At 69.8% G+C, this 23,781-nt stretch carries 21 protein-coding genes; 8 read left to right on the top strand and 13 right to left on the bottom strand.

Going from position 1 to position 23,781, the window contains the following annotated elements:
• The 4 genes from A5646_RS23455 to A5646_RS23440 form a co-directional block, all read left to right on the top strand.
• A partial coding sequence (locus A5646_RS23455) for a TOBE domain-containing protein (RefSeq protein WP_197498135.1) occupies nucleotides 1-643 on the top strand: 643 nt, incomplete at its 5' end.
• Nucleotides 644-764: 121 nt separating this feature from the next.
• Nucleotides 765-1,862, top strand: a complete 1,098-nt coding sequence (locus tag A5646_RS23450; RefSeq protein ID WP_067024541.1) for an alanine and proline-rich secreted protein Apa — start codon at nucleotides 765-767, stop codon at nucleotides 1,860-1,862.
• 146 nt (nucleotides 1,863-2,008) lie between these two features.
• A complete protein-coding gene (locus A5646_RS23445) occupies nucleotides 2,009-2,311 on the top strand; it encodes a GlsB/YeaQ/YmgE family stress response membrane protein (RefSeq protein WP_066872807.1) in 303 nt (100 codons plus the stop codon).
• A gap of 45 nt (nucleotides 2,312-2,356) precedes the next feature.
• Nucleotides 2,357-3,385: a zinc-binding alcohol dehydrogenase family protein gene (locus tag A5646_RS23440; protein ID WP_066872810.1), complete on the top strand. Its 1,029-nt coding sequence runs from the start codon at nucleotides 2,357-2,359 to the stop codon at nucleotides 3,383-3,385.
• A gap of 6 nt (nucleotides 3,386-3,391) precedes the next feature.
• Here A5646_RS23440 and A5646_RS23435 read toward each other — a convergent pair whose 3' ends face one another.
• From A5646_RS23435 to A5646_RS23420, 4 genes are all read right to left on the bottom strand, one after another.
• Entirely contained in the window at nucleotides 3,392-4,153 is a 762-nt protein-coding gene (locus A5646_RS23435) for a CPBP family intramembrane glutamic endopeptidase (RefSeq protein WP_067024539.1), read from the bottom strand.
• An 81-nt stretch (nucleotides 4,154-4,234) separates the two neighbouring features.
• Entirely contained in the window at nucleotides 4,235-6,628 is a 2,394-nt protein-coding gene (locus tag A5646_RS23430) for a phosphoketolase (protein ID WP_067024537.1), read from the bottom strand.
• A gap of 44 nt (nucleotides 6,629-6,672) precedes the next feature.
• Entirely contained in the window at nucleotides 6,673-7,533 is an 861-nt protein-coding gene (locus A5646_RS23425; protein ID WP_066872817.1) for an SDR family oxidoreductase, read from the bottom strand.
• Between the two features lie 109 nt (nucleotides 7,534-7,642).
• Nucleotides 7,643-8,560: an undecaprenyl-diphosphate phosphatase gene (locus A5646_RS23420; protein WP_066872820.1), complete on the bottom strand. Its 918-nt coding sequence runs from the start codon at nucleotides 8,558-8,560 to the stop codon at nucleotides 7,643-7,645.
• Nucleotides 8,561-8,774: 214 nt separating this feature from the next.
• Between A5646_RS23420 and A5646_RS23415 the strand changes: the two genes are divergently transcribed.
• The 3 genes from A5646_RS23415 (at nucleotide 8,775) to A5646_RS23405 (ending at nucleotide 14,973) form a co-directional block, all read left to right on the top strand.
• The gene (locus tag A5646_RS23415) at nucleotides 8,775-11,177 is read left to right on the top strand and encodes a CoA transferase (RefSeq protein ID WP_067024535.1); all 2,403 of its coding nucleotides are present in this window, start codon (nucleotides 8,775-8,777) and stop codon (nucleotides 11,175-11,177) included.
• A gap of 83 nt (nucleotides 11,178-11,260) precedes the next feature.
• On the top strand, nucleotides 11,261-12,745 hold the full coding sequence (locus A5646_RS23410; protein WP_067024532.1) for an acetyl-CoA acetyltransferase: 1,485 nt from the start codon (nucleotides 11,261-11,263) through the stop codon (nucleotides 12,743-12,745).
• 113 nt (nucleotides 12,746-12,858) lie between these two features.
• Nucleotides 12,859-14,973 carry an NAD-dependent epimerase/dehydratase family protein gene (locus tag A5646_RS23405; protein WP_067024530.1) on the top strand — a complete coding sequence of 705 codons (2,115 nt, stop codon included), beginning with the start codon at nucleotides 12,859-12,861 and terminating at the stop codon, nucleotides 14,971-14,973.
• Between the two features lie 13 nt (nucleotides 14,974-14,986).
• Here the strand turns inward: A5646_RS23405 and A5646_RS23400 are convergent, their stop codons facing one another.
• The 7 genes from A5646_RS23400 to A5646_RS23370 form a co-directional block, all read right to left on the bottom strand.
• Nucleotides 14,987-15,712: a DUF72 domain-containing protein gene (locus A5646_RS23400; protein ID WP_067024527.1), complete on the bottom strand. Its 726-nt coding sequence runs from the start codon at nucleotides 15,710-15,712 to the stop codon at nucleotides 14,987-14,989.
• Between the two features lie 7 nt (nucleotides 15,713-15,719).
• Complete coding sequence (locus A5646_RS23395; protein ID WP_067024524.1) at nucleotides 15,720-16,346, bottom strand: endonuclease; 627 nt, start codon at nucleotides 16,344-16,346, stop codon at nucleotides 15,720-15,722.
• A 41-nt stretch (nucleotides 16,347-16,387) separates the two neighbouring features.
• On the bottom strand, nucleotides 16,388-16,720 hold the full coding sequence (locus A5646_RS23390; RefSeq protein WP_067024521.1) for a TfoX/Sxy family protein: 333 nt from the start codon (nucleotides 16,718-16,720) through the stop codon (nucleotides 16,388-16,390).
• A gap of 7 nt (nucleotides 16,721-16,727) precedes the next feature.
• Nucleotides 16,728-17,117: a nitroreductase family deazaflavin-dependent oxidoreductase gene (locus A5646_RS23385; RefSeq protein WP_066870781.1), complete on the bottom strand. Its 390-nt coding sequence runs from the start codon at nucleotides 17,115-17,117 to the stop codon at nucleotides 16,728-16,730.
• A 65-nt stretch (nucleotides 17,118-17,182) separates the two neighbouring features.
• The gene (locus A5646_RS23380) at nucleotides 17,183-17,533 is read right to left on the bottom strand and encodes a hypothetical protein (protein ID WP_066870779.1); all 351 of its coding nucleotides are present in this window, start codon (nucleotides 17,531-17,533) and stop codon (nucleotides 17,183-17,185) included.
• A gap of 230 nt (nucleotides 17,534-17,763) precedes the next feature.
• Complete coding sequence (gene lon / locus A5646_RS23375) at nucleotides 17,764-20,085, bottom strand: endopeptidase La (RefSeq protein ID WP_067024546.1); 2,322 nt, start codon at nucleotides 20,083-20,085, stop codon at nucleotides 17,764-17,766.
• 93 nt (nucleotides 20,086-20,178) lie between these two features.
• On the bottom strand, nucleotides 20,179-21,420 hold the full coding sequence (locus tag A5646_RS23370; RefSeq protein WP_067024518.1) for an alpha-hydroxy acid oxidase: 1,242 nt from the start codon (nucleotides 21,418-21,420) through the stop codon (nucleotides 20,179-20,181).
• An 18-nt stretch (nucleotides 21,421-21,438) separates the two neighbouring features.
• On the opposite strand from A5646_RS23370, the gene A5646_RS23365 reads away from it, so the two are divergent.
• Nucleotides 21,439-21,876 (top strand): DUF1810 domain-containing protein, encoded by a 438-nt coding sequence (locus tag A5646_RS23365; RefSeq protein ID WP_067024516.1) that lies wholly within the window; start codon nucleotides 21,439-21,441, stop codon nucleotides 21,874-21,876.
• 22 nt (nucleotides 21,877-21,898) lie between these two features.
• On the opposite strand, the gene A5646_RS23360 is transcribed toward A5646_RS23365, so the two are convergent.
• Both A5646_RS23360 and A5646_RS23355 read right to left on the bottom strand, forming a co-directional pair.
• A complete protein-coding gene (locus tag A5646_RS23360) occupies nucleotides 21,899-23,227 on the bottom strand; it encodes an alpha-amylase family protein (protein WP_156765681.1) in 1,329 nt (442 codons plus the stop codon).
• Between the two features lie 10 nt (nucleotides 23,228-23,237).
• On the bottom strand, nucleotides 23,238-23,774 hold the full coding sequence (locus A5646_RS23355; RefSeq protein WP_066870770.1) for an alkyl hydroperoxide reductase: 537 nt from the start codon (nucleotides 23,772-23,774) through the stop codon (nucleotides 23,238-23,240).
• Nucleotides 23,775-23,781 lie beyond the last annotated feature (7 nt).

The following is a 23,781-nucleotide window of genomic DNA, read 5'->3' as shown; positions in this document are numbered from 1 at the left end:
CGCCGAACCCGACGTGTTGCTGCTCGACGAACCGCTGGCCGGGCTCGACGTCGCCGCGGCGGCCGCGATCCGGGCCGTGCTGCGCAGGGTGATCACCCGCACCGGCTGTGCGGCGGTCCTGGTCACCCACGACCTGCTGGACGTGTTCACCCTGGCCGATCGCGTCCTGGTGCTGGAGTCGGGCACAATCGCCGAAATCGGGCCGGTGCCAGACGTTCTCACCGCACCACGCAGTCATTTCGCGGCCCGGATCGCGGGCATCAACCTGGTGAACGGAACCGTCGGCCGGGACGGCTCGCTGCGCGCGGACTCCGGTGTCCGCTGGTATGCGGCCCCTGCACAGGGCGGCGAAGCCTTTTCGCCCGAGCAGCATGCGATCGCGGTGTTTTCGCCGACGGCGGTGGCCGTCTACCGCGATCGGCCGCACGGCAGCCCCCGCAACACCGTCGAGGTCACCGTCGCGGAGCTGGATGTCCGCGGCCCCGCGGTCTTGGTGCGCGGTACTCAGCAACCCGACGGCGCCCCGGGCCTGGCCGCGGAGATCACCGTCGACGCCGCTTCGGAGCTGCAGTTGGCGCCCGGCGACCGGGTGTGGTTCTCCGTCAAGGCGCACGAAGTGGCGCTGCATCCCGCCGCCCGGTGACGGCGCCGCGCGGGGCCGCGCCGCCCGACGAAGGTTGCACATTGGCAACATCGGTAAATCCGCGCAGCATTCGTCGCAATGCATCCTTGCGTCACAGCGGTAACACGGTAGGTTCGTCGCCATGGAGCAGGTGGATCCGACCTCGACCCGTCGCAAAGGATTGTGGACGACCCTGGCAATCACCACGGTGACCGGCGCCAGCGCCGTCGCCATCGCGTTGCCGGCAACCTCGAACGCCGATCCCGAGGTGCCGACCCCGGTCCCGCCAACCACGGCCACGGCCCCACCCGGCGCCCCGGCGCCCACGGTGCCGCCGGCCGCCCAGGCGCCGAACGGGCAACCGGCACCCGGCGATCCCAACGCCGCCCCGCCGCCGCCGATCAACCCGAACGGCGCACCGCCGCCGCCCGTCGACCCGAACGCCCCGCCGCCACCGCCGGCCGATCCGAACGCCGGGCGGATCACCAACGCGGTCGGGGGATTCAGCTACGTCCTGCCCGGCGGCTGGGTGGAGTCGGACGCGTCGCACCTCGACTACGGCTCGGCGCTGCTGAGCAAGGTCACCGGCCCGCCGCCGGCGCCCGACCAGCCACCGGCCGTCGCCAATGACACCCGCATCGTGATGGGCCGCCTGGACCAAAAGCTCTACGCGAGCGCGGAAGCCAACAACGCCAAGGCCGCCGTGCGGCTGGGCTCGGACATGGGCGAGTTCTTCATGCCCTATCCCGGCACCCGGATCAACCAGGACGCCACGCCGCTCACCGGGAGCAACGGCAGCACCGGCAGCGCGTCGTATTACGAAGTGAAGTTCAGCGACGCGTCCAAGCCCAACGGCCAGATCTGGACCGGGGTCATCGGCGCGGCCAACGGCGGGACCGCCCAACGCTGGTTCGTGGTGTGGCTCGGAACCTCGAACGACCCGGTGGACCGGGGCGCGGCCAAGGCGCTCACCGAGTCGATCCAGGCGTGGACACCGCCGGCGGCACCGGCGCCGGCTCCGGGAACCCCCGCGGCGCCGGGCGCCCCGGCTGCGCCCGCACCGGCACCCGGGGCAGTGCCACCGGCCGCCCCGGCGGCGCCGGCCGCCCCTGGTGCCCCAGCGCCGGCTCCCGCGGCCCCCGCGGCGCCCGGAGCACCGGCGCAGGCTCCGGGTGGGGCGCCCGCCTCCGAGGTGAGCCCGCCCCCCACGCCGACACCGCAGCAGACCCTGTCGGCCTGACAGCTCCGCCGACCGGTTCGGCCGCGACGGAAAACCGACTGGTCAACCGTCTCCGATTCGGCACTCATTTCGTGACCCAAACTGGGTATACCGGAATGACGCCCAGCAAATAGCTGGGCTTTGCCAGCGATTGCAAGGAGACTTTCATGACTGTCATGGCAGCAACCGAATTTCTTGCCCGCTCCACCACTTTGACCAGCGTCGGCTGGATCGGCTACATCATCATCGGCGGTCTCGCCGGAGCGCTCGCCAGCAGGATCATCCGGGGCAGCGGGGCCGGCATCCTGATGGACATCGTCATCGGCATCGTCGGCGCCCTGATTGGTGGGTTCATCCTGAGCTTCTTCGTCAACACCGCGGGCGGCGGGATCATCTTCACCTTCTTCACCGCGCTGCTCGGCGCCGTGCTCCTGCTCTGGGTCGTCGGCTTGGTGCGACACAGGACGTAGGGCTTAACCCGTTGCGGCCGTGGTGGTTAGCGGCATGATGGATTGATGCCTCCACCGGTGACCACCACGGCAATGCGCGCCTGGCGCGTACGTCGACCCGGGCCGATGAACACCGGCCCGCTGGAGCAAGTCACCACCGAGATACCGCGCCCCGGACCGTCCGAACTGCTGGTGGCCGTGCGCGCCTGCGGCGTCTGCCGCACCGACCTGCATGTCACCGAGGGCGACCTGCCGGTGCACCGCGACCGGGTCACTCCCGGCCATGAGGTGGTCGGTGAAGTCATCGAGATGGGCGCCGAGGCCGCCGGCGAATTCCGGGTGGGGGATCGGGTCGGCATCGCCTGGTTGCGCCACACCTGCGGCGTCTGCAAATACTGTCGTCGCGGCGACGAGAACCTGTGCCCCCAGTCCCGCTACACCGGTTGGGACGCCGACGGCGGCTACGCCGAATTCGCCACCGTCCCGGCGGCATTCGCGCACCCACTGCCGAGCGGCTACAGCGACAGCGAGCTGGCGCCGCTGCTGTGCGCGGGCATCATCGGCTACCGCTCGTTGTTGCGCGCCGAGCTGCCACCCGGCGGCCGCCTGGGCCTCTACGGCTTCGGCGGCAGCGCGCACATCACCGCGCAGGTGGCGTTGGCGCAAGGCGCCGAGGTGCACGTGATGACCCGCGGAGCCCCGGCGCAGGAACTGGCGTTGCAGCTCGGCGCCGCGTCGGCTCAGGGCGCGGCCGATCCACCGCCGGTGCCGCTGGACGCCGCGATCCTGTTTGCCCCGGTGGGGGATCTGGTGCTGCCCGCGCTTGAGGCGCTGGACCGCGGCGGGACCCTGGCCATCGCCGGGATCCACCTGTCCGATATCCCGACCCTGAACTACCAGCGCCACCTGTTCCAGGAACGCCAGGTCCGATCGGTCACGTCCAACACCCGGGCCGACGCGCGGGCCTTCCTCGACTTCGCGAGCAAACACCACATCGAGGTGACGACGCCGGAATATCCGCTGGGACAGGCCGATCGGGCGCTGGCGGATCTGAGCGCCGGGCGCATCGCCGGTGCGGCGGTGCTGCTGGTGTGAACCCGGTCAGGCGGACAGGTGCCACACCAGTGCGGCCGCCAGCGCGCCAAGGCCGTTCAATGACCAGTGCAACGCGATCGGCGCGATCAGGCTGCCGCTGCGCCGGCGCAGCCAGCTGAAGACGAACCCGGCCGCCCCGGTGGCCAGCACCGCGCCGGTCACCCCCGCCGCCATCCCCACGATCCCGCCGCCGAACAGCCGGGTGAAGCCGACGTTGCTGCTGGTCAACCCGAACGACGTCGCGACGTGCCACAGCCCGAACAACAGCGAGCCGGCCAGCGCGACGCCGCGAAAGCCCCAGGCCCTGTTGAGCGTTCCGTGCAGCACGCCGCGGAAGGCCAGTTCCTCGGGAATCACGGTCTGCAGCGGGATGATGACCATCGAGGCGATCAGCGCCCCGGAGATGGTGGCGTAGCGGTTGTTCATGAACATCGGCCGGGTGGCCGGCAGCAGGACGCCCACCGCGATCACCGCGGCCACGACGACCACGGCGGCCACCGCGTAACCCAGGCCGGGCTTCCAGTGCTCGCGGCCCAGACCCAGGTCCGCCCAGCCCAGGCCGCGCCACCGCATCAGGACCACCAGGCCGACGGCCGCGGCGGGCACGGTCGCGATGCTCGCCCACGGCGTGGTGAAGTGCGCGATCAGGTTGGTCAGCACCAGCACCGCGACGACGACGGCGATGTCGAGGTGGATCCGGAATCGGTGCGGCGCCGCCAGCGGGGACACCAGGGGCTCGATGCGGGCGGTCCCGGTGGCGTCAGGCATCCGACCAGTTTACCGGCGCCGGTCCCGCCTCGACGTTCGACGAGGTGGCCGTCACGGTCGCGGTGGCGCCGAAACGCGGTGTCAGTCCTGGTCGCTCGGCGACCAGGTCCAGCCGGAGATCTTCGGGTCGTCCTCGCCGTGTTCGCGGGTGTACATCCGCGCGGCCAGGCGGGCGTCGACCATGCGCTGGCGCAGCATGGCGGCGCGACTGGCCAGCCCGTCCACCCGGTCGATCACGTCGATGACCAGGTGGAAGCGGTCCAGGTCGTTGAGCATCACCATGTCGAAGGGCGTGGTCGTGGTGCCGCGCTCCTTGAAGCCGCGCACGTGCAGGTGGGCGTGGTTGGTGCGGCTATAGGTGAGCCGGTGGATCAGCCAGGGATAGCCGTGGTAGGCGAAGATCACCGGCTTGTCCCGGGTGAACAGCGCGTCGAACTCGCGGTCCGGCAGGCCGTGTGGGTGCTCGGAGTCCGGCTGCAGCCGCATCAGGTCGACGATGTTGATCACCCGCACCCCCAGGTCCGGCAGCTCGCGGCGCAGGATGTCGGCGGCGGCCAGCGTCTCGAGCGTGGGGATGTCGCCCGCGCAGGCCAGCACCACGTCGGGTTCGTCGGTGGCGGTGCTCGCCCAGTCCCAGATGCCCAGGCCGCGGGTGCAGTGCGCGATGGCTTCGTCCATGCCGAGGTAGGCCAGCGCGGGCTGCTTGCCGGCCACGATGACGTTGATGTAGTCGCGGCTGCGCAGGCAGTGGTCGGCCACCGAGAGCAGCGTGTTGCCGTCCGGCGGCAGGTAGACGCGGGTCAGCTCGGGACGTTTGTTGGCGACGAGGTCGATGAACCCCGGGTCCTGATGGGACGCGCCGTTGTGGTCCTGGCGCCAGACGTGCGAGCTCAGCAGGTAGTTGAGCGACGCGATGGGGCGGCGCCACGGCAGTTCCCGGCTGGTGGCAAGCCATTTTGCGTGCTGGTTGAGCATCGAGTCGACGATGTGCACGAACGCCTCGTAGCAGTTGAACAGCCCGTGCCGGCCGGTCAGCAGGTAGCCCTCCAGCCAGCCCTGGCACAGGTGCTCGGAGAGCACCTCCATCACCCGGCCGTCGGGGGCGAGGTGTTCGTCGTCGGGCTCAACCTCCGAGAGCCACACCTTGTCGGTCGAGCCGTAGACGGCGTCGAGCCGATTCGACGCCGTCTCGTCGGGCCCCATCAGCCGGAACCGATCCCGGTTGCGGGCGATCACGTCGCGCAGGAACGTGCCCAGCACCCGGGTGGCCTCGTGCGTGGCGGCCGCCGGCCGCTCGACGGCCACGGCGTAGTCGCGGAAGTCCGGCAGGTCCAGGTCGTGCAGCAGCAGGCCGCCGTTGGCGTGCGGGTTGGCGCTCATCCGCCGATCGCCGGTGGGCGCCAGGACCCGCAATTCCTCACGTAGCCTGCCGTTTTCGTCGAACAGCTGCTCGGGGGCGTAGCTGCGCAGCCACTCCTCGAGCTGGGCGCGGTGTTCGGGATTGTCGTGCGTCTCGGACAACGGCACCTGATGCGAGCGCCAGGTGCCCTCCACCTTCTTGCCGTCCACCACCTTGGGTCCGGTCCAGCCCTTGGGCGTGCGCAGCACGATCATCGGCCACACCGGCCGCTCGACCTCGCCGCCGCCGCGGGCCGCGCTCTGGATGGCCGCGATGTCGTCGAACGCGTCGTCGAGCGCCGCGGCCAGTTGCTGGTGCACGTCGGCCGGGTCGTCCCCGGCAACCGTGATCGGCCGGTAGCCGTAGCCGCGCAGCAGCGCTTCCAGCTCGTCGTGGGGGATGCGGGCCAGCACCGTCGGGTTGGCGATCTTGTAGCCGTTGAGCGCCAGGATGGGCAGCACCGCGCCGTCGGTCACCGGGTTGAGGAATTTGTTGGAGTGCCAGCTGGCGGCCAGCGGCCCGGTTTCGGCCTCGCCGTCGCCGACCACGCAGGCCACCACCAGATACGGATTGTCCAGCGCGGCGCCGTAGGCGTGCACGAGCGCGTAGCCCAGCTCACCGCCCTCGTGGATGGAGCCCGGCGTCTGCGCGGCGACGTGGCTGGGGATGCCGCCGGGGAAGGAGAACTGCCGGAACAGCTTGCGCAGGCCCTCGGTGTCCTCCTCGATGCCGGTGTACACCTCGCTGTAGGTGCCCTCCAGGTAGGCGTTGGCGACCAGCCCGGGGCCGCCGTGGCCCGGGCCGGTCACGTAGATGACGTCGGCGTCGCGGTTGCGGATGATCCGGTTCAAGTGCGCGTAGACGAGGTTGAGCCCGGGCGTGGTGCCCCAGTGCCCCAGCAGGCGCGGTTTGACGTGTTCGGTGGACAGCGGCTCGGTGAGCAGCGGGTTGTCGAGGAGGTAGATCTGCCCCACCGAGAGATAATTGGCGGCGCGCCAGTATTTGTCGATGAGAGCGAGTTCGTCGTCGGAGAGCGGAGATTGCGCGGGCACGGAGGTTCGGGTTTCTAGGCTCACTGGGCCGATTGTGCGCGCCTTCGGCGCACAATGCTCGTGCGCGGCTAGTCTTCGCCGCGGGCGCGGGCCTCGTACGCCTGCCGCTTGGCCACGTCGACGTCGTCGGTGAAGACGTGATCGCCGCCGAGCATCCGGTTGAGCCCCTCGGCGATTCGACGCGGCCAGAACTTCTGGGAGACCACCATCGCGCCGGCCGCCTTGGTGATCCGCACCCGCGGCTTGGGGTGGGCGACCAGGTTGACGATCGCGTCGGCGATCTCGGCGGGCTCGGCGTTGCGGAAGCCCTTCATGCCGGGGGTGCCGGCGACCAGCTCGGTGTTGACGAACGTCGGTAACACCAGAGAGAACTTCACCCCGGCCTTGCGGTACTCCAGCCGGGCCGAGTCGGTGAACGCGACCACCGCGTGCTTGCTGGCGCAGTAGGTGGCCAGGCCGACGATGTAGAGCTCACCGGCCAGCGAGGCGACGTTGATGATGTGCCCCGTGCCGCGGGGGACCATGCGCTGGGCGGCCAGCTTGCTGCCCAGCATCACGCCATAGACGTTGATGTCCAGAATCCGGCGGGTGACCGCGTCCGGCTCGTCGATGACTCGGCCGACGGGCATGATGCCGGCGTTGTTGATCAGCACGTCGATCGGGCCGAGCTGCCGCTCGACCTCGTCCAGGAAGTCGGCGAACGAGTGGGGGTCGGTGACGTCGAGTTTTCCGTAGACGTCGAGGCCCAGGTCGGCGCCCGACTCCTTCACCCGCACCTCGTCGACGTCGCCGATGGCGACCTTGGCGCCCAGCTTGTGCAGCGCGGTCGCGGTGGCCAGTCCGATTCCCCGGGCGCCGCCGGTGATCACGATGACCTTGCCTTTCAGCCGGCCCCTGCCCTTCACGCCGACGGAAGCCGTATCTGCCATTCCTGGTCCCCTCCAGATTCTTGACGGGTGTCAACTTCGCCAGTGGGCTAAGCACAGCACTCGAAGTCGCCCCGCGCAACAATCCCCAGATGACCGGTAGCCCGCCGGTTCAGCGCAGGGCAAACCAAACCAGGCTGGCCCCGCCGGCCAGGGCGCAGTAGATCGCGAACGGCGTGAGCGTCCGGGTCTGGAAGTAGCGCGTCAGGAAGCGCACGGCGAGGTAGGCGCAGACGAAGGAGGCGACGCTGCCGGCCAACACCTGGCCCCCGATCCCGGCGCCGAGCGGCCCGAAGAGTTCCGGGATCTTGTACACCCCCGCGGCCAGGATGATCGGGGTCGCGAGCAGGAAGGAAAACCGCGCCGCGTCCTCGTGCGACAGGCCCCGCCACAGCCCGGCGACGATGGTGATTCCCGAGCGGCTGATGCCGGGGAACAGCGCCAGGATCTGCGCCGCACCGATCACCACGCCGCGGGGCAGCGGCAGTTGGGCGAGCCGGCGGTCCGACGCCTCGTCGCCGTGTTCGAGTTCCTGGCCGGTCGCCGCCGGCCCATCCGGTTCGGGCGCGACCCGCCGGCGCAACACTTCTCCCGCGTAGAGCGCGATCCCGTTGAGCAGCAGGAAGGCCGCCGCGGGGACCGGCTTGCCCAGTGTGGTGCGGAACAGCTGTTCTAGCGCCAGCCCCGCCAGGCCCACCGGGATGGTGCCGCCCACGATCAGCCAGGCCAGCCGCTCGTCGGGCGTCCGGATCCGGCGATGACGCAGCGAGGTGAAGAACCCGGTCAGGATGCGCACCCAGTCACGCCAGAAGAACAGCAGCAGCGCCGCGGCGGTGGCCACATGCAGGCCCACGATGAACGCCAGGTAGGGCGATTTGGGGGCCGAGACGCTGAGGTCCTGGGCCCATCGCCCGCCGGCCAGCGCGGGCACCAGCACCGCGTGCCCCAGGCTGGACACCGGGAACAGCTCGGTGACGCCTTGGAAGGCGCCGACCACCACGGCCTCGAGGTAGCTCAGGTGCGCGGTCATACGGGATGCCTCCATGAGACGACGGGTGGGCCTGGCGGATCGGCCTGTGACGATAGCCGACGCCGCACCGGCGCGGGTCTTCGACCGACCACCGACCACCATCACCGGTGCGCCGAATCAGCTTGCCCACCCGGCACTTTGGCCGCGCCGGCGATCGATCCGCATGGGGAATGCCCGACGGGCAGCCGCCTGACCAGGCAGGTACGGTGTCCAGATGGCCGACGGGCTGCTCGATGCCGTGCGTGTGCTCGACTTGTCGAGCGGCGTCGCCGACGCGGTCACCCGCCTGTTCGCCGACCTGGGTGCCGACGTCCTCAAGGTGGAACCGCCGGGCGGATGCCTGGGACGCGATGCGCTGCCCACGCTGCGCGGCGCCAGCATTCCGTTCGCCGTGCACAACGCCAACAAGCGCAGCACGGTGCTCGACCCCTTCGATGACGAGGACTGCGCCCGCTTCCTGGCACTGGCCGCCGAGGCCGACATCCTGGTGGACACCGGCGCCGACGAGCGCGGTGCCATGTTCGGGACCTCCGGTGAGGAGCTGGCGGCCCGCTACCCACACCTGGTGGTGCTCTCGATCACCGACTTCGGTGCGACGGGGTCGCGGTCGTCCTGGCGCGCCACCGATCCGGTGCTGTACGCGATGTGCGGCGCGCTGTCGCGGTCGGGCCCCACCACCGGGACGCCCGTGTTGCCGCCGGACGGCATCGCTTCGGCGACCGCCGCCGTCCAGGCGGCGTGGGCCGCGCTCGCGGCGTATTACAACCGATTACGCTGCGGCACGGGCGATTACATCGACTTCTCGTGGTTCGACGCCGTCGTGATGGCGCTCGATCCCGCGTTCGGCGCGCACGGGCAGGCCGCCGCCGGCGTCCGCCGCAGCGGGCGGTGGCGGGGCCGGCCGAAGAACCAGGACGCCTACCCGATCTATCCGTGCCGGGACGGCTACGTCCGGCTGTGTGTGATGGCGCCGCGGCAGTGGCGCGGCCTGCGGCGCTGGCTGGGGGAGCCGGAACAGTTCCAGGACCCGAAATTCGACGCGATCGGCGAGCGGTTCGCGGCCTGGCCGCAGATCAGCGAGCTGATCCGGGAGCTGTTCGCCGGGCAGACCATGCAGGATCTGGTGGCCGCCGGGCAGGCCAACGGGGTGCCGATCGCCGCGGTGCTGACGCCCGCACGGATCCTGGGGTCCGAACACTTCCAGGCGGTGGGCGCGATCACCGAGGCCGAACTGGTCCCCGGCGTGCGCACCGCCGTGCCGACCGGATATTTCGTCGTGGACGGCCGCCGCGCGGGTTTCCGGACGCCGGTCCCCGCCGCGGGAAGCGACGAACCGTATTGGAGCGGCAACCCGTCGGTGGTGCCGTCGTCCTCGGGCCGGCTCGGCGACTATCCCTTTGCCGGGCTGCGGATTCTGGATCTGGGCATCATCGTGGCCGGCGGCGAGCTGAGCCGGTTGTTCGGCGACCTGGGCGCCGACGTCATCAAAGTCGAAAGCGTCGACTACCCGGACGGACTGCGGCAGGCCCGGATCGGCGACGCGATGAGCGAGTCGTTCGCCTGGACGCACCGCAACAACCGGGGCCTCGGATTGGATCTGCGCAGCGCCGAGGGCAAGAAGATCTTCGGCCGCCTGGTGGCCGAGGCCGACGCCGTCTTCGCCAACTTCAAGCCGGGAACCCTTGGGGCACTGGGGTTTTCCTACGACGAGCTGCGCGCGCTCAACCCGCGCATTGTGCTGGCCGAAAGCAGCGCGTTCGGCGACACGGGGCCGTGGAGCGCGCGGCTGGGCTACGGCCCACTGGTGCGCGCCACCACCGGGGTCACCCGGCTCTGGACGTCGGACGAGGCGACCGACGAAGCCGCCGCGGGCCGGCACGGGTTCTACGACGCGACGACGGTCTTCCCCGACCACGTGGTGGGCCGGGTCACCGCGATCGGGGCGCTGGCCGCGCTGATCCACCGCGACCGGACCGGCCGGGGCGCCCACGTCCACATCTCGCAGGCCGAGGTCGTGGTCAACCAACTCGACACGCTGTACGTCACCGAGGCCGCGCTGGCCGCGGGCGTCACGCAGATCCGCGAGGACACCGGGCTGCATGCGGTCTATCCCTGCGCCGGTGACGACGAATGGTGCGTCATCTCGATCCGGTCGGACGACGAATGGCGCCGCGCCGCTTGGGTTTTCGATCACGCCGGGTGGGCCGAGGACCCGCGCTTCGCCACCGGCGAGGCGCGACTGGCCCATCGCCGCGAGCTGGTGGAGCTGGTCTCGGGGTGGACCCGCACCCGTACCCCGTTGCGGGCCGCCGAACTGTTGCAGTCGGCCGGGGTCCCGGCGGGGCCGATGAACCGCCCGCCGGACGTGCTCGAGGACCCCCAGCTGGTGGCGCGGAACGTCTACAGCCCCATGACGCATCCCCTGATCGACAACCCGTTGCCGGCCGAGACGGGTCCGGCGCCGTATCGCCACATCGCGGCGGCCCGGCACGTCCCGGCGCCGCTGCCCGGCCAGCACACCGTCGAGATCTGCCGGGAGGTGCTCGGGATGAACCCCGCGGACATCCAGCGGCTGCTCGACGACGGCGTCCTGTCCGCCCCGGCCGACACCGTCTAGCGGTCGAGCCCGCAGCGCCACCCCGCGGCCGCCACGGCGAGGCCCGACGGGACCAGATCCATAGCCACGCTAAATTCGTTCCCATGAGCGTCGACCCCACGACCCCGGTGTTGATCGGCTACGGCCAGGTCAACCATCGCGACGAGATCGACCCGCAAGGCCGCTCGGTCGAGCCGATGGACCTGATGGTGGCCGCGGCCGGGAAAGCCGCCGACCCCGCGGTGATCCAGGCCGTCGACTCCATTCGCATCGTCAACATCCTGTCGGCCCAATACCGCGACCCGGGCCTGTTGCTCGGCCAGCGGATCGGGGCGACGGACTTCAGCACGCTGTACAGCCCCGTCGGGGGCAACGTGCCACAGTCGCTGGTCAACCAGGCCTGCCTGGACATCCAGCGGGGTCACGCCCGGGTGGTGCTGCTGGCCGGCGCCGAAACCTGGCGCACCCGGCGCGGGTTGCGGGCCAAGGGCGCCAAGCTGGTGTGGACCGAGCAGGACCACTCGGTCCCGATGGCCGAAATCAGCGGCGACGACGTCCCGATGGCCGGTGACGCCGAGATCAGGATCTCCCTGGACCGGCCCGCCTACATCTATCCGCTGTTCGAGGAGGCGCTGCGGATCGCGAACGGCGAGTCGATCGACGATCACCTCGAGCGCATCGGGGCGCTGTGGGCCCGGTTCAACGCCGTCGCAGTGGACAACCCGAACGCTTGGATCCGCAAGCCGTCGAGCGCCGACGAGATCCGCAGCGCCGGTCCGCAGAACCGCATGATCAGCTGGCCCTACACCAAGCTGATGAACTCCAACAACATGGTCGACCAGGGCGCGGCGCTGGTCCTGACCTCGGCCGGGGAGGCGACACGGCTCAAGATTCCGGCCGAGCGGTGGGTTTACCCGCACGCGGGCACCGACGCCCACGACACGCCGTCGGTCGCCGAACGTCACGAACTGCACCGCTCGACGGCGATCCGGATCGCCGGCGCGCGGGCGCTCGAGCTGGCCGGCGTGGGTGTCGACGACATCGACTACGTCGACCTGTACTCCTGCTTCCCCTCCGCGGTTCAGGTGGCGGCGGCCGAGCTCGGGCTGAGCGTCGACGATCCCGCCCGCCCGCTGACGGTGACCGGCGGTCTGACGTTCGCGGGCGGGCCATGGAGCAACTACGTGATGCATTCGATCGCCACCATGGCGGAGTTGCTGGTGGCCAATCCGGGCCGGCGCGGCCTGATCACCGCCAACGGTGGCTACCTGACCAAACACAGCTTCGGCGTGTACAGCACCGAGCCACCGGCCGAATTCCGTTGGGAAGACACGCAACCCGCCGTCGATCGGGAGCCGACGACCGACGCGGCGGTCGGGTGGGAAGGCGTCGGCACCGTGGAGGCCTGGACGACCCCCTTCGACCGCGAGGGGCGGCCCGAGAAGGCTTTTCTGGCCGTCCGGACGCCCGACGGGGCGCGTGCGCTGGCCGTGGTCACCGATCCCGCCGCGGCGCAGGAGTCGGTGCGGGAGGACATCGGTGGCGCCAAGGCCGCCGTCGCCGCGGACGGCAGCGCGACGCTGCGATAGCCCGGCCGGCAACATCACACCAGGTCGGCCGAACCGTTACCGGACCAACGGTCGCGTAGCCCACGCCTACTTGCCTATTGTTGAATGCTGAGGGTTGGGGGAGGTGAGCCCAGGTGCACATCCTGGTTACCGACGCCACCGGCGCACTCGGGCGGCTGGTCGCTGGGCAGCTGATCGCTGCCGGGCACACGGTCACCGGCATTGCTGAACTGCCCCATCCATGCCTGGACCGCAACGTCGAGTTTGTTTGCGCGTCGCTGCGCGATCGGGTCCTACGGGACCTGACCGAGGAGGCCGACGCGGTGATCCACCTGGCCCCCATCGACCCGACCGCCCCGGGCAGCGCGGACATTGACGGCCTCGCACGGGTGACCGATGCCGCCGCCCGCGCCGGGTCCCGGCTGCTGTTCGTGTCGCAGGCCGCCGGCCGGCCCGAGCTGTACCGGCCGGCCGAGGACCTGGTCTCGTCGAGTTGGGGCCCCACCGTCGTGGTCCGGATCGCGCCACCGGTCGGTCGCCAGCTCGACTGGATGGTGTGCCGCACCGTGGCCACCCTGCTGCGCGCCAAGGTCTCGACCCAACCCATGCGGGTGCTTCATCTCGACGACCTGATGCGCTTTCTGGTGTCGGTGCTCGACACCGACCGCACCGGTGTGGTGGACCTCGCCAGCCCGGACACCGTCAACCTGGTCACCGCCTGGCGGGTGCTACGTGCCGCCGACCCGCGGTCCCGGCTGCATCGGGTGCGTAGCTGGTCGCAACTGGTCCCCGAGATGGATGTTTTTGCCGCACAAGAAGATTGGTCGTTCCAGTTCGGCTGGCACGCGCTTGACGCGGTCGCCGACACCGCGCGCGGACTCGTCGGTCGCCGAGTCGACACCGCGGGCGCGATCAATCACGGCGGGCGGCTCGCGCTCCCGGTCGAGGTGCTGGCCCACTCCCGACGGCCTTCCGAGGACGCCCGCAGTGCGGCACCGGAAGGCATCGAGGGCGAATTCGACGACCAGATCGATCCGAGGTTTCCCGTCTTCAGTGCGTCCCCCCTCAACGAGGCGCTGCCCGGACCGCTCACCCCGATCACGCTTGACGTCCAACTGAGCGGATTGCGCACGGCGAGCAGGGTATTGGGCCAGGCGCTCGCGCTCGGCGGCGCGGTGGACGAGGAATGGGCCAGCCGGGCCGTCGCGGTGTTCGGCCATCGTCCCTACATCGGGGTCTCGGTCAACATGGTCGCCGCCGCTCAGCTGCCCGGCTGGGATCAGGAGGCGCTCGCCCGCGACGCCCTGGTCGGCCAGCCCCACATCGGGGATCCGCTGCCGTTCGGTGAGCCGGCCCTGGTAGGCGGCGCCCTGGGCTCGCTGGCCAAGGCCGTCGCGGCGGGTCGATCGGTGGCGCTGCTGCGCCACCTGCGGTCCGACACCCGCGCCTACGGCGCCGCCGCGGCCGCGGAACACCTCGACACCGGCCAACTGGCGCTGCTACCGGAGGCCGCACTGGAAGTTCGGCTGCGGCTGCTGCGCGATCGCATCCATCAAGGGTGGATCCTCAACGCGCTGTGGCTGATCGACGCCGGAGTCAGCGCCGCGACACCGGTGCGCGGCCAGGCGGGGCGCAGTGTGTCCGGGGTGGGCATGATCGCCGACAGCCATCTCGTCGACGCCGAGATCGCCGAGTTGGCGGCGGCGCTGCGAGCCGACCCGCCGTTGCGCGCGCTGGCCGCCGACGGCAACCTCGCCAGCATCCGCGCGCTGTCACCCAAGACGGCTGCCGCCGTCGACGACGCCGTCGCGCGAATCGGGCACCGCGGGCCGGGAGAGGCCGAGTTGGCCGCCACGACATTCGCCGACGATCCCACCATGTTGCTGATCGCCGCGGCCACCTGCGAACAGCCGCCGACGCCGCAGCAACGGCCGGCGCGCGCCGCCCGTGGTTCTCGGGAGCTGGCCTACGACACCACGATGCGGTTCACACACGAACTCCGTATGACGTTGCGCGCCTTGGGTTCGCTGCGGGTCGAGGCGGACCTCATCGACGATGTCGAGGACATGTACTACCTGACCTGCAACGAACTGGTCACCCTGCCCGGTGATGCGCGGTTGCGGATCAAACGCCGCCGCACCGAACGCGAACGGCTGCAGGCGCAATGCCCACCCGAGGTCATCGACGGGGCGTGGACCCCGGTGCCGCGCGGCGCTGACGGCTCGGACCCCGAGCGCACCGCGGGCTAGTCGCTCGGGTGCGTCAACCCAAAAGCTCGCGCAGTGCCAGCGCGTTGCGGACCGCGTGGCCGCCCAGGTCGTTGTTGAAGTACATCCACACGTCGCGTCCCTCGCCGTCCCAGCCTGCGATTCGCTCGGCCCAGCGCCGTAGGTCGTCATCGGAGTAGGAGCCGGCATAGTTGGCTTCCGGATCCGGGCCGTGCATCCGGATGTACACCAAATCCGTCGTGGCACGCGGGATGCACTCCAGCCCGAGGCCACTCATCACCACATAGGCGGCGCGGCGGCGTTCCAGCAACTCGAACACCGCGGGGTCATTCCACGAGGGGTGGCGCAATTCGACGGCGACGCGGATCGATTCGGGCATCAGTGCCAGGAACGTATCCAGGCGCGCGTCGTCGCGCTGTTGCTCGGGGTGCAACTGCGCGAGCAGCACCCCGTGCCGATCTCCCAGCAGGCGCCAACAACGTTCGAATCGTTCGATCCACGGTTCGGGTGAGGCCAGCCGGCGATAGTGGGTCAATCCGCGATGAGCCTTGACCGACATGGTGAAACCCTCCGGCAGTTGGCGGCGCCAGCCCGTGAAGGTCGAATCCTGCGGCCACCGGTAGAAACTGGCGTTCAGCTCGACGGTGTCGAACACCTCGACGTAGCGGGCCAGGCGGCGCCCCGACGGCGTTCCCGTCGGATACAACACATTCGCCCAGTGGTTGTAGGACCACCCTGAGGTACCGATGCGTATGGTCACGGGCCGCTCAGCCGGTCACCCGCTGACGCACATCGTCGTCCAGCGACGCCCTGACCAGCGCGGCGGCCAACCTCGCATTGGCGTGCGGCGCAAGGGATCCCAGCATCGCCGGCGCGGCGGGCAGACCCAATTGCTTGGCGGTGCCGGTGGCCCGGTCATCGAAATACGGGCGCACCCAGGTCCACACGTCTTGAACTTCGCGCAGGTAGATGTCGGCGCCGGTGTCGCCGATTCCCTTGAACTGCTTGAGCATCCGTTTGGCCGCTGCGGCATCATGGCGGCTGCGATCGGCCAGACGGCGCAGATCGCCGGAGTAGTCGTCGCGAACCCGGTCGGCCATATCCGCCAGCCGGGTCGCCGAGCTCTCGTCGTAGCGCACGTAGTGGGCACGCCCGAACGCCTCGATCATGGTGTGCCGGTCGGCCGCCTGCACGGCTTTGGGTGTGCGCAGGCCGGCTTTGAACAGCTCACGCGCGGCGGCCGTGGCGATGCCGGCGTCGATCGGCTTGCTGGCAAGCATGCACAGGACCAGCAGCTGAAACAGCGGCATCGGCTTGTCGCTCAGCTTGATACGCGCCTGCGCCGCATAGGTCGTGCCGGCAACGTCGAGAAGTCGTCGCACCCGCTTGTCCATACGCACCCGCGTACCCGCGCCCCGCGCGAGCAAACCGCACGCTACTTGGGCGGCAGGGTGCGCGCGTAGCCGACCCCACGGTTCACCCACCCCTGCAGCTGCCGCTTGGTCCGCACCCCGGCGGCCTCGACACGCAGCCAGCCGCGCACCTCTCGGCCGCCCATCACCATGGGGTGGACGTGCGCACGCCGCAGCAGCGACTCGAACACGGCGGGGGACGCGCGTACCAGCAGTCCGCCCTGCCCGCTCACGGCGACCGACATGTTGCCGTCGACCAGGAACGCCAGGCCGCCGAACATGCGCTTCTCCTCGACGCCGGACTCCGATCCCAACAGTTCGCGGATCCGGTTGGCCAGGTCTTCGTCGTAGGCCATGAACCCTTCAGTCCAGATCGACGCGGATGGTGAGCAGGTCGCTGCCCATCAAGCGCACCATCGCGCTGTTCATCCGCGGCAGCTCGCCCAGCCGCCGCACGGCATCGTCGTCGGGCAGCAGGTGCGCGGTCCCGCTGCGCCACCGCCCGCCAACCCGCACGCGCACAGCCGGATTCGCTTTGATGTTGCGAACATAGTCGGAGTGCTCGCCGTGTTCGGCGACCATCCAGAACCGGTTGTCCACGACGCGGCCACCCACCGCGGTCCGGCGCGGTTGCCCGCTCTTGCGCCCGGTGGTTTCCAGCATGGTCGTCGGCAGCTGCCGGCCCACCGGGTTGACGAGCAGCCGCTGAACCCGATGGACCACTTGCCGTTTCAATGTCGCGAAGTCGCTCATGCCGTGGATTCTGCCGCAAACGAGAACAGCCGCCACATGCGCGGCGGCTGTCTCGTTATGCGGTTTTACGTGGCGTAGGCCACGAATTGGCCGCCGGGCAGGAACACGCCCCACTGGTTGAAGTCCGGGTTGAATACCACCGGGTAGTCGCCCGGTTGGCCCGGCGGAGTCCAGCGAGCCGGGTACCCGTAACCGATCGGGTCGTTGAAGTGCCCCGGCGGCGGGAATCCGCGCTGCCCCGGCGGAAGCGGGGTGCCCGGGCCGTTGCAGTTGGCGCCGGGGCCGCCGACGCAACCCGGCACCGGCGGATTCGGCCCATGCGGGTCGGCCTGCGCCAACCCGGCGCCGATTCCGAGCGCACCGGACGTCAAAGCACCCGCGATCGCGGCGCTAGCAGCAATTCTGTTCAACCTCATGATGAACTCCTTATCCGGCCGGTCGACCGCCTACGGCGGCGTCACGGCAGTGATCTGTTGTTCGTCCACCCGCGCCGTTTGACGTCGGGTTAGAGGTCATTCCCCCCTCGGCTGGTCTTCCCTCTGCGCTGACAGATACCCGGCCCCGGGGGAAGCCAAAACTTCTTGCCTTGCCCGGGGCCATGGCGTCGTCACTAGCTCGACACGGGATCAACGCCGCCTAGACAGCGTCATGCGGCCACGGTGGCGGCCTGCGCCGCCGGCTCCAGGGCCTGCGCAACGATCTCGGCGACATCGGTCATGGGCCGCACGTCCAGCACCTCGAGCACCTCGGCGGGCACGTCGTCCAGATCGGGCTCGTTGCGCGCCGGAATGAAAACCGTTGACAGACCGGCACGTTGGGCCGCCAGCAGCTTCTGCTTCACCCCACCGATCGGCAGCACCCGACCGTTCAGCGTGACCTCACCGGTCATGCCGACGTCGGAACGGACCTGACGCCCGGTCGCCATCGACACCAGGGCGGTCACCATGGTGACACCGGCCGACGGGCCGTCCTTGGGCACCGCACCCGCGGGGACGTGGACGTGGATGCGCCGGTTCAACGCCTCGGGCTCGACACCGAGCGCGTCGGCGTGGGAGCGCACGTAGGACAGCGCGATCTGCGCCGACTCCTTCATCACGTCGCCCAGCTGGCCGGTCAACTGCAAACCCGGTTCCCCGTCGGTGGCGCCGGCCTCGATGTAGAGCACGTCACCACCCAGGCCGGTCACGGCCAGGCCGGTGGCCACCCCGGGCACCGCCGTGCGTTCGGCCGATTCCGGCGTGAATCGCGGGCGGCCAAGGTAGCCAACCAGATCCGGCTCGTCGATGGTCAACGGCTCCGGGTTGGCGGCCAGCTTGGTGGTGGCCTTGCGCAGCGCCTTGGCCAACAGCCGCTCGAACTGGCGCACGCCGGGCTCGCGGGTGTAATCCGCCGCGATCTTGCGCAACGCCGCGTCGGTCACCGCGACCTCGTCCTCGGTCAGCGCCGCGCGCTGGCGCTGCCGGGGCAGCAGGTAGTCACGCGCGATGACGACCTTGTCGTCCTCGGTGTAGCCGTCGATCGCAACCAGCTCCATGCGGTCCAGCAGGGCGGACGGAATGTTCTCGATCACGTTGGCGGTGGCCAGGAACACCACGTCGGACAGGTCCAGGTCCAAATCCAGGTAGTGGTCGCGGAAGGTGTGGTTCTGCGCGGGGTCGAGCACCTCGAGCAGCGCCGCGCTCGGGTCACCGCGATAGTCGGCACCGACCTTGTCGATTTCGTCCAGCAACACAACGGGATTCATCGATCCCGCCTCACCGATCGCACGCACGATCCGGCCCGGCAACGCTCCCACATAGGTGCGCCGGTGCCCGCGGATCTCGGCCTCGTCGCGCACACCGCCCAGGGCGACGCGGACGAACTTGCGGCCCAAGGCCCGGGCGACGCTCTCGCCCAGCGACGTCTTGCCGACGCCGGGGGGACCGGCGAGCACCATCACCGCACCGGAGCCGCGGCCGCCGACGACCTGCAGCCCACGCTGGGCGCGGCGCGCCCGCACGGCCAGGTACTCGACGATGCGGTCCTTGACGTCGTCCAGCCCGTGGTGGTCGGCGTCCAGGATTTCCCGGGCCGCCTCCAGGTCCGTGGAGTCCTCGGTCCGGACGTTCCACGGCAGGTCCAGGACGGTGTCCAGCCAGGTGCGGATCCAGCCGCTTTCCGGGCTCTGGTCGCTGGACCGTTCCAGCTTGCCGACCTCGCGCAGCGCGGCCTCACGCACCTGCTCGGGCAGCTCGGCGGCCTCGACGCGGGCACGGTAGTCATCCGAGCCGTCCGGTTCGCCCTCGCCCAGTTCCTTGCGGATGGCGGCCAGCTGTTGGCGCAGCAGGAACTCCTTCTGCGTCTTCTCCATGCCCTCGCGCACGTCCTCGGCGATCTTGTCGTTGACCTCGACCTCGGCCAAATGCGAGCTGGTCCAGTCGATCAGCACGCGCAGCCGCTCGGTGACGTCGACGGTCTCGAGCAGTTGCCGTTTCTGCGCGTTGGTCAGGTACGAGGCGTAACCGGAGGTATCGGCCAGCGCCGACGGGTCGGTCAGCCTGTTGACGTAATCGATGATCTCCCACGCTTCGCGGCGTTGCAGCATGGCCAGCAGCAGCTTCTTGTACTCCGCCGTGAGCGCCTTGATCTCGTCGGTCGTCTCGCCGTCGGGGACCTCAGTCACCTCGACCCACAGCGCCGCACCGGGCCCGGACGCGCCCGCCCCGATCTGCGCCCTGCGCTCACCGCGCACCACCGCGGCGGTGCCACCGCCGGCGATGCGCCCGACCTGCAGGATTTTCGCGATCACGCCGTGCGAGGGGTAACGGTCGTCCAGTCGAGGGGCGATCAGCAGCTGTCCCGATTCGCTCGCCGCAGCGGCATCGATCGCCGCTCGGGCGGCGTCGTCCAGCGCGATCGGCACCACCATTCCGGGCAATACGATGGTGTCAGTGACAAACAGCACCGGCACCGACTTGGCTTCAGCCATCAAATCCTCCAAAAGTTGAGTCTGATGCGCTTAACCCAGCCGGGCGCCGGTTTGTTCCCGGGGACCCCGGCCGTTGCGGGTGTGCGGCCGGCGTCACACCGGCGGCAACGGGCCCAGCCGTCGCAGTTGCGTGACGTGCTGGGGGGAGAGCTCCTCGAGGCAGGTGACGCCGAGCAGCGCCATGGTCCGCACAATCCCGCTGCGGAGGATGTCGATCGCGCGGCTCACTCCCGCCTCACCGCCGGCCATCAGGCCGTACAGGTAGGCGCGCCCGACCAGCGTGCAGCGGGCCCCCAGCGCGATCGCGGCGACGATGTCGGCGCCGGCCATGATGCCGGTGTCCACCAGGATCTCGGTGTGTTGCCCAAGCTCCCGCGCGACCGTGGGCAGCAGGTGAAAGGGCACCGGGGCCCGGTCCAGTTGGCGCCCACCATGATTCGACAAGACGATGCCGTCGACGCCGCGGTCGACGACGGCGCGAGCGTCCTCGAGTGTCTGAATCCCTTTCACGACGAGCTTGCCGGGCCATTGCGCCTTGATCCACTCCAGATCGTCGAAGGTGAGGCTGGGATCGAACATGGTGCTCAGATACTCGGCGACGGTGCCGGGCCAGCGATCGAGCGAGGCAAACGCCAGCGGCTCGGTGGTCAGCAGATCGAACCACCATTTCGGGTGCGGCACGGCATCGAGCACGGTGCGCAGCGTCAGTGTCGGCGGAATCGTCATGCCGTTGCGGTTATCCCGTAGCCGGGCACCGGAGACCGGGACGTCGACGGTGGCCAGCAGCGTGTCGAAGCCCGCGTCGGCGGCGCGCCGCACCAGGGCCATGGAGCGCTCGCGATCGCGCCACATGTAGAGCTGGAACCACTTTCGGCCCTGCGGGACGGCGGTGACGAGATCCTCGATCGCGCAGGTACCCAAGGTGGACAGCGAAAACGGGATCCCCGCGTCGGCCGCCGCTTGTGCTCCGGCGATCTCGCCCTCGGTGTGCATCAAGCGGGTGAATCCGGTGGGGGCGATCCCGAACGGCAACACGACCGGCTGCCCCAGCACATTCCAGCCGGTGGTGACCTGGGAGACGTCACGCAGAATCGTCGGATGAAACTCGATGTCGCGGAACGCTTGTCGTGCGCGTTGGATGGATAGTTCGTCGTCGGCGGCCCCGTCGGTGTAGTCGAACGCCGCCCTCGGGGTGCGGCGCTTGGCGATGGCTCGCAGGTCCTCGATGGTGTACGCGGCGTCGAGGCGGCGCCTGGTCGCGTTGAGCCGGGGCCGCTTGAACTGCATCAGCGGCGCGAGGTCGCGCACCTTGGGCACTCGTCGTTGGACCGCCATGTGTGCAACCGTAGTCAAATGGACTCGACAGGCGACCCCTTCGATCTCAAACGTTTTGTGGACGCGCAGCGCCCGGTGTACGACGATGTCGTCGCCGAGCTGCGCGCCGGCCGAAAACGCAGTCACTGGATGTGGTTCGTCTTCCCGCAGCTGCGCGGCCTGGGCGGCAGCGCCATGGCGGCCCGGTTCGGCATCGCCTCGCTCGACGAAGCCGGCGCATACTTGCGCCACGAGCTGCTGGGGCCGCGGTTGCACGAGTGCGCCCGGCTGGTCAGCGCGGTGCAGGGGCGCTCCATCGGCCAGATCTTCGGTTCGCCGGACGACCTCAAGCTGTGCTCGTCGATGACGCTGTTCGCCCGCGCGACCGAGGACAACGCCGACTTCGTCGCGGTGCTGGACAAGTATTACGACGGCCGCCAGGACCGGCTGACCTTGGAGCGGCTGGCGACGCCCTAGGCGACGCCGTGAAAGCCGGGCTCTAGACCGGGCGCAGGATCCGCCAGCCGCGGGGCTCAACGGCGACGGTGTCGACGACCTCCTGCGGCGGGGCGGCCGATCCGCCGATCACCTCGGCGCGAGCGGTGCCCAGCTTCGGCAGCGACACCCGCAGCGGCTCGTCGTCGATGTTGAGCGCCACCAGCAGGGCATCGTCGCCGTGGCGCGTCTCGTACACGTAGCGCCGGTTTTCCAGCAGCCGGGCGGTGGTGGTCGCCGCATGTAACCACGGGTAGCGGCGTCGCAGCCCGACCAGGTATTGGTGCAGCCGCCAGGTTTCGACGCCGAAGTCGTCGAGTTGCATTGGGGGAGAGCCGAACTCGGGGCGAACCGCGTCGTCACCGCCGAAGCGTTCCTCCTTGACCCCCCGGAATCCCAGTTCGTCGCCGGCGTACACGCTGGGCACCCCGCCGACCGTCAGCAACAGCACCAGCGCGTGGGCGACGTGTTCGGGATTTTCCAGCCGGCTGGCGATGCGGGTGACGTCGTGGTTGCCGATGAAGGTCAGCGGCGCGAAGCAGGTCAGAAACTCGTTGTGGCGCTGCAGCGCCCAGTCCAGCTCGAAGAAATTGCCGTCGTTGAGGCCGCTCCAGATCGCCTTCCACAGCTCGTATTGCGTGGCCGAGTCGAAGGTGGCGGCCTCCACGACCGCGGCGTAGTCGCCGTGGATGAGCTCCCCGACGAACCAGGCGTCCGGGTAGCGCTCCCGCACCCGCGGCAGCGTCGATGCCCAGAAGTGTTGCGGCACGGCATAAGCCGCGTCCAGTCGCCAGCCGTCGGCGCCGCGACCCAGCCAGTGCGCCATGACGTCGACGGCATAGTCGGCCACCTCGGGGTTGTCGTGGTTGAGGGTGATCAGTCCCTCGTGGCCTTCGAAGGTGTGAAATCGGCCGGGCCGTCCGCGAAACCAGCCTGCGGCCGCCTCGTCGTCGGCGGCCTCGCGGTAGCGCGCGAAATCCTGGCCGACGTGATTGAACACCCCGTCGAGCAGTACCCGCAGTCCGCGGCGATGAGCCTCGGCGATCAGGTGGTCGAAGTCGTCGTCATCGCCCAGCCGGGGGTCGATGCGGTAGTGGTCGGTGGTGTCGTAACCGTGTGTGCGCGAGGCGAAGACGGGTCCCAGCGCGAGGCCGGAAGCCCCGAGTTCGATGGCGTGGTCCAGCCAGTCGACGAGCCGCCGCAACCGGTGCTCCTCCGGTTGCGGCGGCTCGTCTGCCTGCGGTGCGGGAAACGCTCCCACGAACCCCAGGGGATAGACCTGCCACCAGATCGCGTGCTGGACCCAGGCGGGTCCGGTCACGGTTCTGGTCACGACGGCGCGATCAGCCGACGGTGGCCAGCGTCTGGGAGGCGATGATCGCTTGCGCCACGCCGGAAATGATCGCCGCGGCCTTCAACGCCTCCTGGATGGTTTCCCGGCTGACGCCGGCCTCGCGCAGCGTGTGCTCATGAGCGGCCACGCAGTCCGGGCAGCCGTTGATCGACGACACCGCGAAAGACCACAGCTCGAAGTTCGCCTTCTCCACGCCGGGGTTGGCGATGATGTTCATCCGCAACCCCGCGCGCAGATCGTCGTACTTGCCGTCCAGGAAGCCCCGGCCACGGTAGAACACGTTGTTCATGCCCATGATCGATGCGGCTCCCAGCGCCGCGTTGTAGGCCTCGGCGGACAGGATGTCGGCCGCCTCGGCCCCGATCTCGGCGAGCACCTGGGTGTTGCGCGTCGCCGCGGCGCTGGCCAGCAGGGTGCCCCACAGCTGCTCCTCGTTGAGCTCGGTCGTGCGAGTGATCGAGCCCAGGTTGAGCTTGAGGTCCTTGGCGTACTCCGGCAGCGCTTCTTTGAGGTTTTCTACGCTCATCTCGCCT

It is taken from the genome of Mycobacterium sp. 1245499.0 (assembly GCF_001673615.1).
In the GTDB taxonomy this organism is placed as follows: Bacteria; Actinomycetota; Actinomycetes; order Mycobacteriales; family Mycobacteriaceae; genus Mycobacterium; species Mycobacterium europaeum_A.
This window is presented reverse-complemented; position numbering and strand designations above follow the sequence as displayed.

Coding starts and splice junctions, on each gene's coding strand:
- A5646_RS23420 (WP_066872820.1), bottom strand. CDS start 8,560: ATGACCGCGCACCTGAGCTACCTCGAGGCCGTGGTGGTCGGCGCCTTC.
- A5646_RS23385 (WP_066870781.1), bottom strand. CDS start 17,117: ATGAGCGACTTCGCGACATTGAAACGGCAAGTGGTCCATCGGGTTCAG.
- A5646_RS23435 (WP_067024539.1), bottom strand. CDS start 4,153: ATGCCTGACGCCACCGGGACCGCCCGCATCGAGCCCCTGGTGTCCCCG.
- A5646_RS23370 (WP_067024518.1), bottom strand. CDS start 21,420: ATGGCGGTCCAACGACGAGTGCCCAAGGTGCGCGACCTCGCGCCGCTG.
- A5646_RS23440 (WP_066872810.1), top strand. CDS start 2,357: ATGCCTCCACCGGTGACCACCACGGCAATGCGCGCCTGGCGCGTACGT.
- lon (WP_067024546.1), bottom strand. CDS start 20,085: ATGGCTGAAGCCAAGTCGGTGCCGGTGCTGTTTGTCACTGACACCATC.
- A5646_RS23365 (WP_067024516.1), top strand. CDS start 21,439: ATGGACTCGACAGGCGACCCCTTCGATCTCAAACGTTTTGTGGACGCG.
- A5646_RS23410 (WP_067024532.1), top strand. CDS start 11,261: ATGAGCGTCGACCCCACGACCCCGGTGTTGATCGGCTACGGCCAGGTC.
- A5646_RS23450 (WP_067024541.1), top strand. CDS start 765: ATGGAGCAGGTGGATCCGACCTCGACCCGTCGCAAAGGATTGTGGACG.
- A5646_RS23390 (WP_067024521.1), bottom strand. CDS start 16,720: ATGGCCTACGACGAAGACCTGGCCAACCGGATCCGCGAACTGTTGGGA.
- A5646_RS23355 (WP_066870770.1), bottom strand. CDS start 23,774: ATGAGCGTAGAAAACCTCAAAGAAGCGCTGCCGGAGTACGCCAAGGAC.
- A5646_RS23415 (WP_067024535.1), top strand. CDS start 8,775: ATGGCCGACGGGCTGCTCGATGCCGTGCGTGTGCTCGACTTGTCGAGC.
- A5646_RS23425 (WP_066872817.1), bottom strand. CDS start 7,533: ATGGCAGATACGGCTTCCGTCGGCGTGAAGGGCAGGGGCCGGCTGAAA.
- A5646_RS23445 (WP_066872807.1), top strand. CDS start 2,009: ATGACTGTCATGGCAGCAACCGAATTTCTTGCCCGCTCCACCACTTTG.
- A5646_RS23380 (WP_066870779.1), bottom strand. CDS start 17,533: ATGAGGTTGAACAGAATTGCTGCTAGCGCCGCGATCGCGGGTGCTTTG.
- A5646_RS23395 (WP_067024524.1), bottom strand. CDS start 16,346: ATGGACAAGCGGGTGCGACGACTTCTCGACGTTGCCGGCACGACCTAT.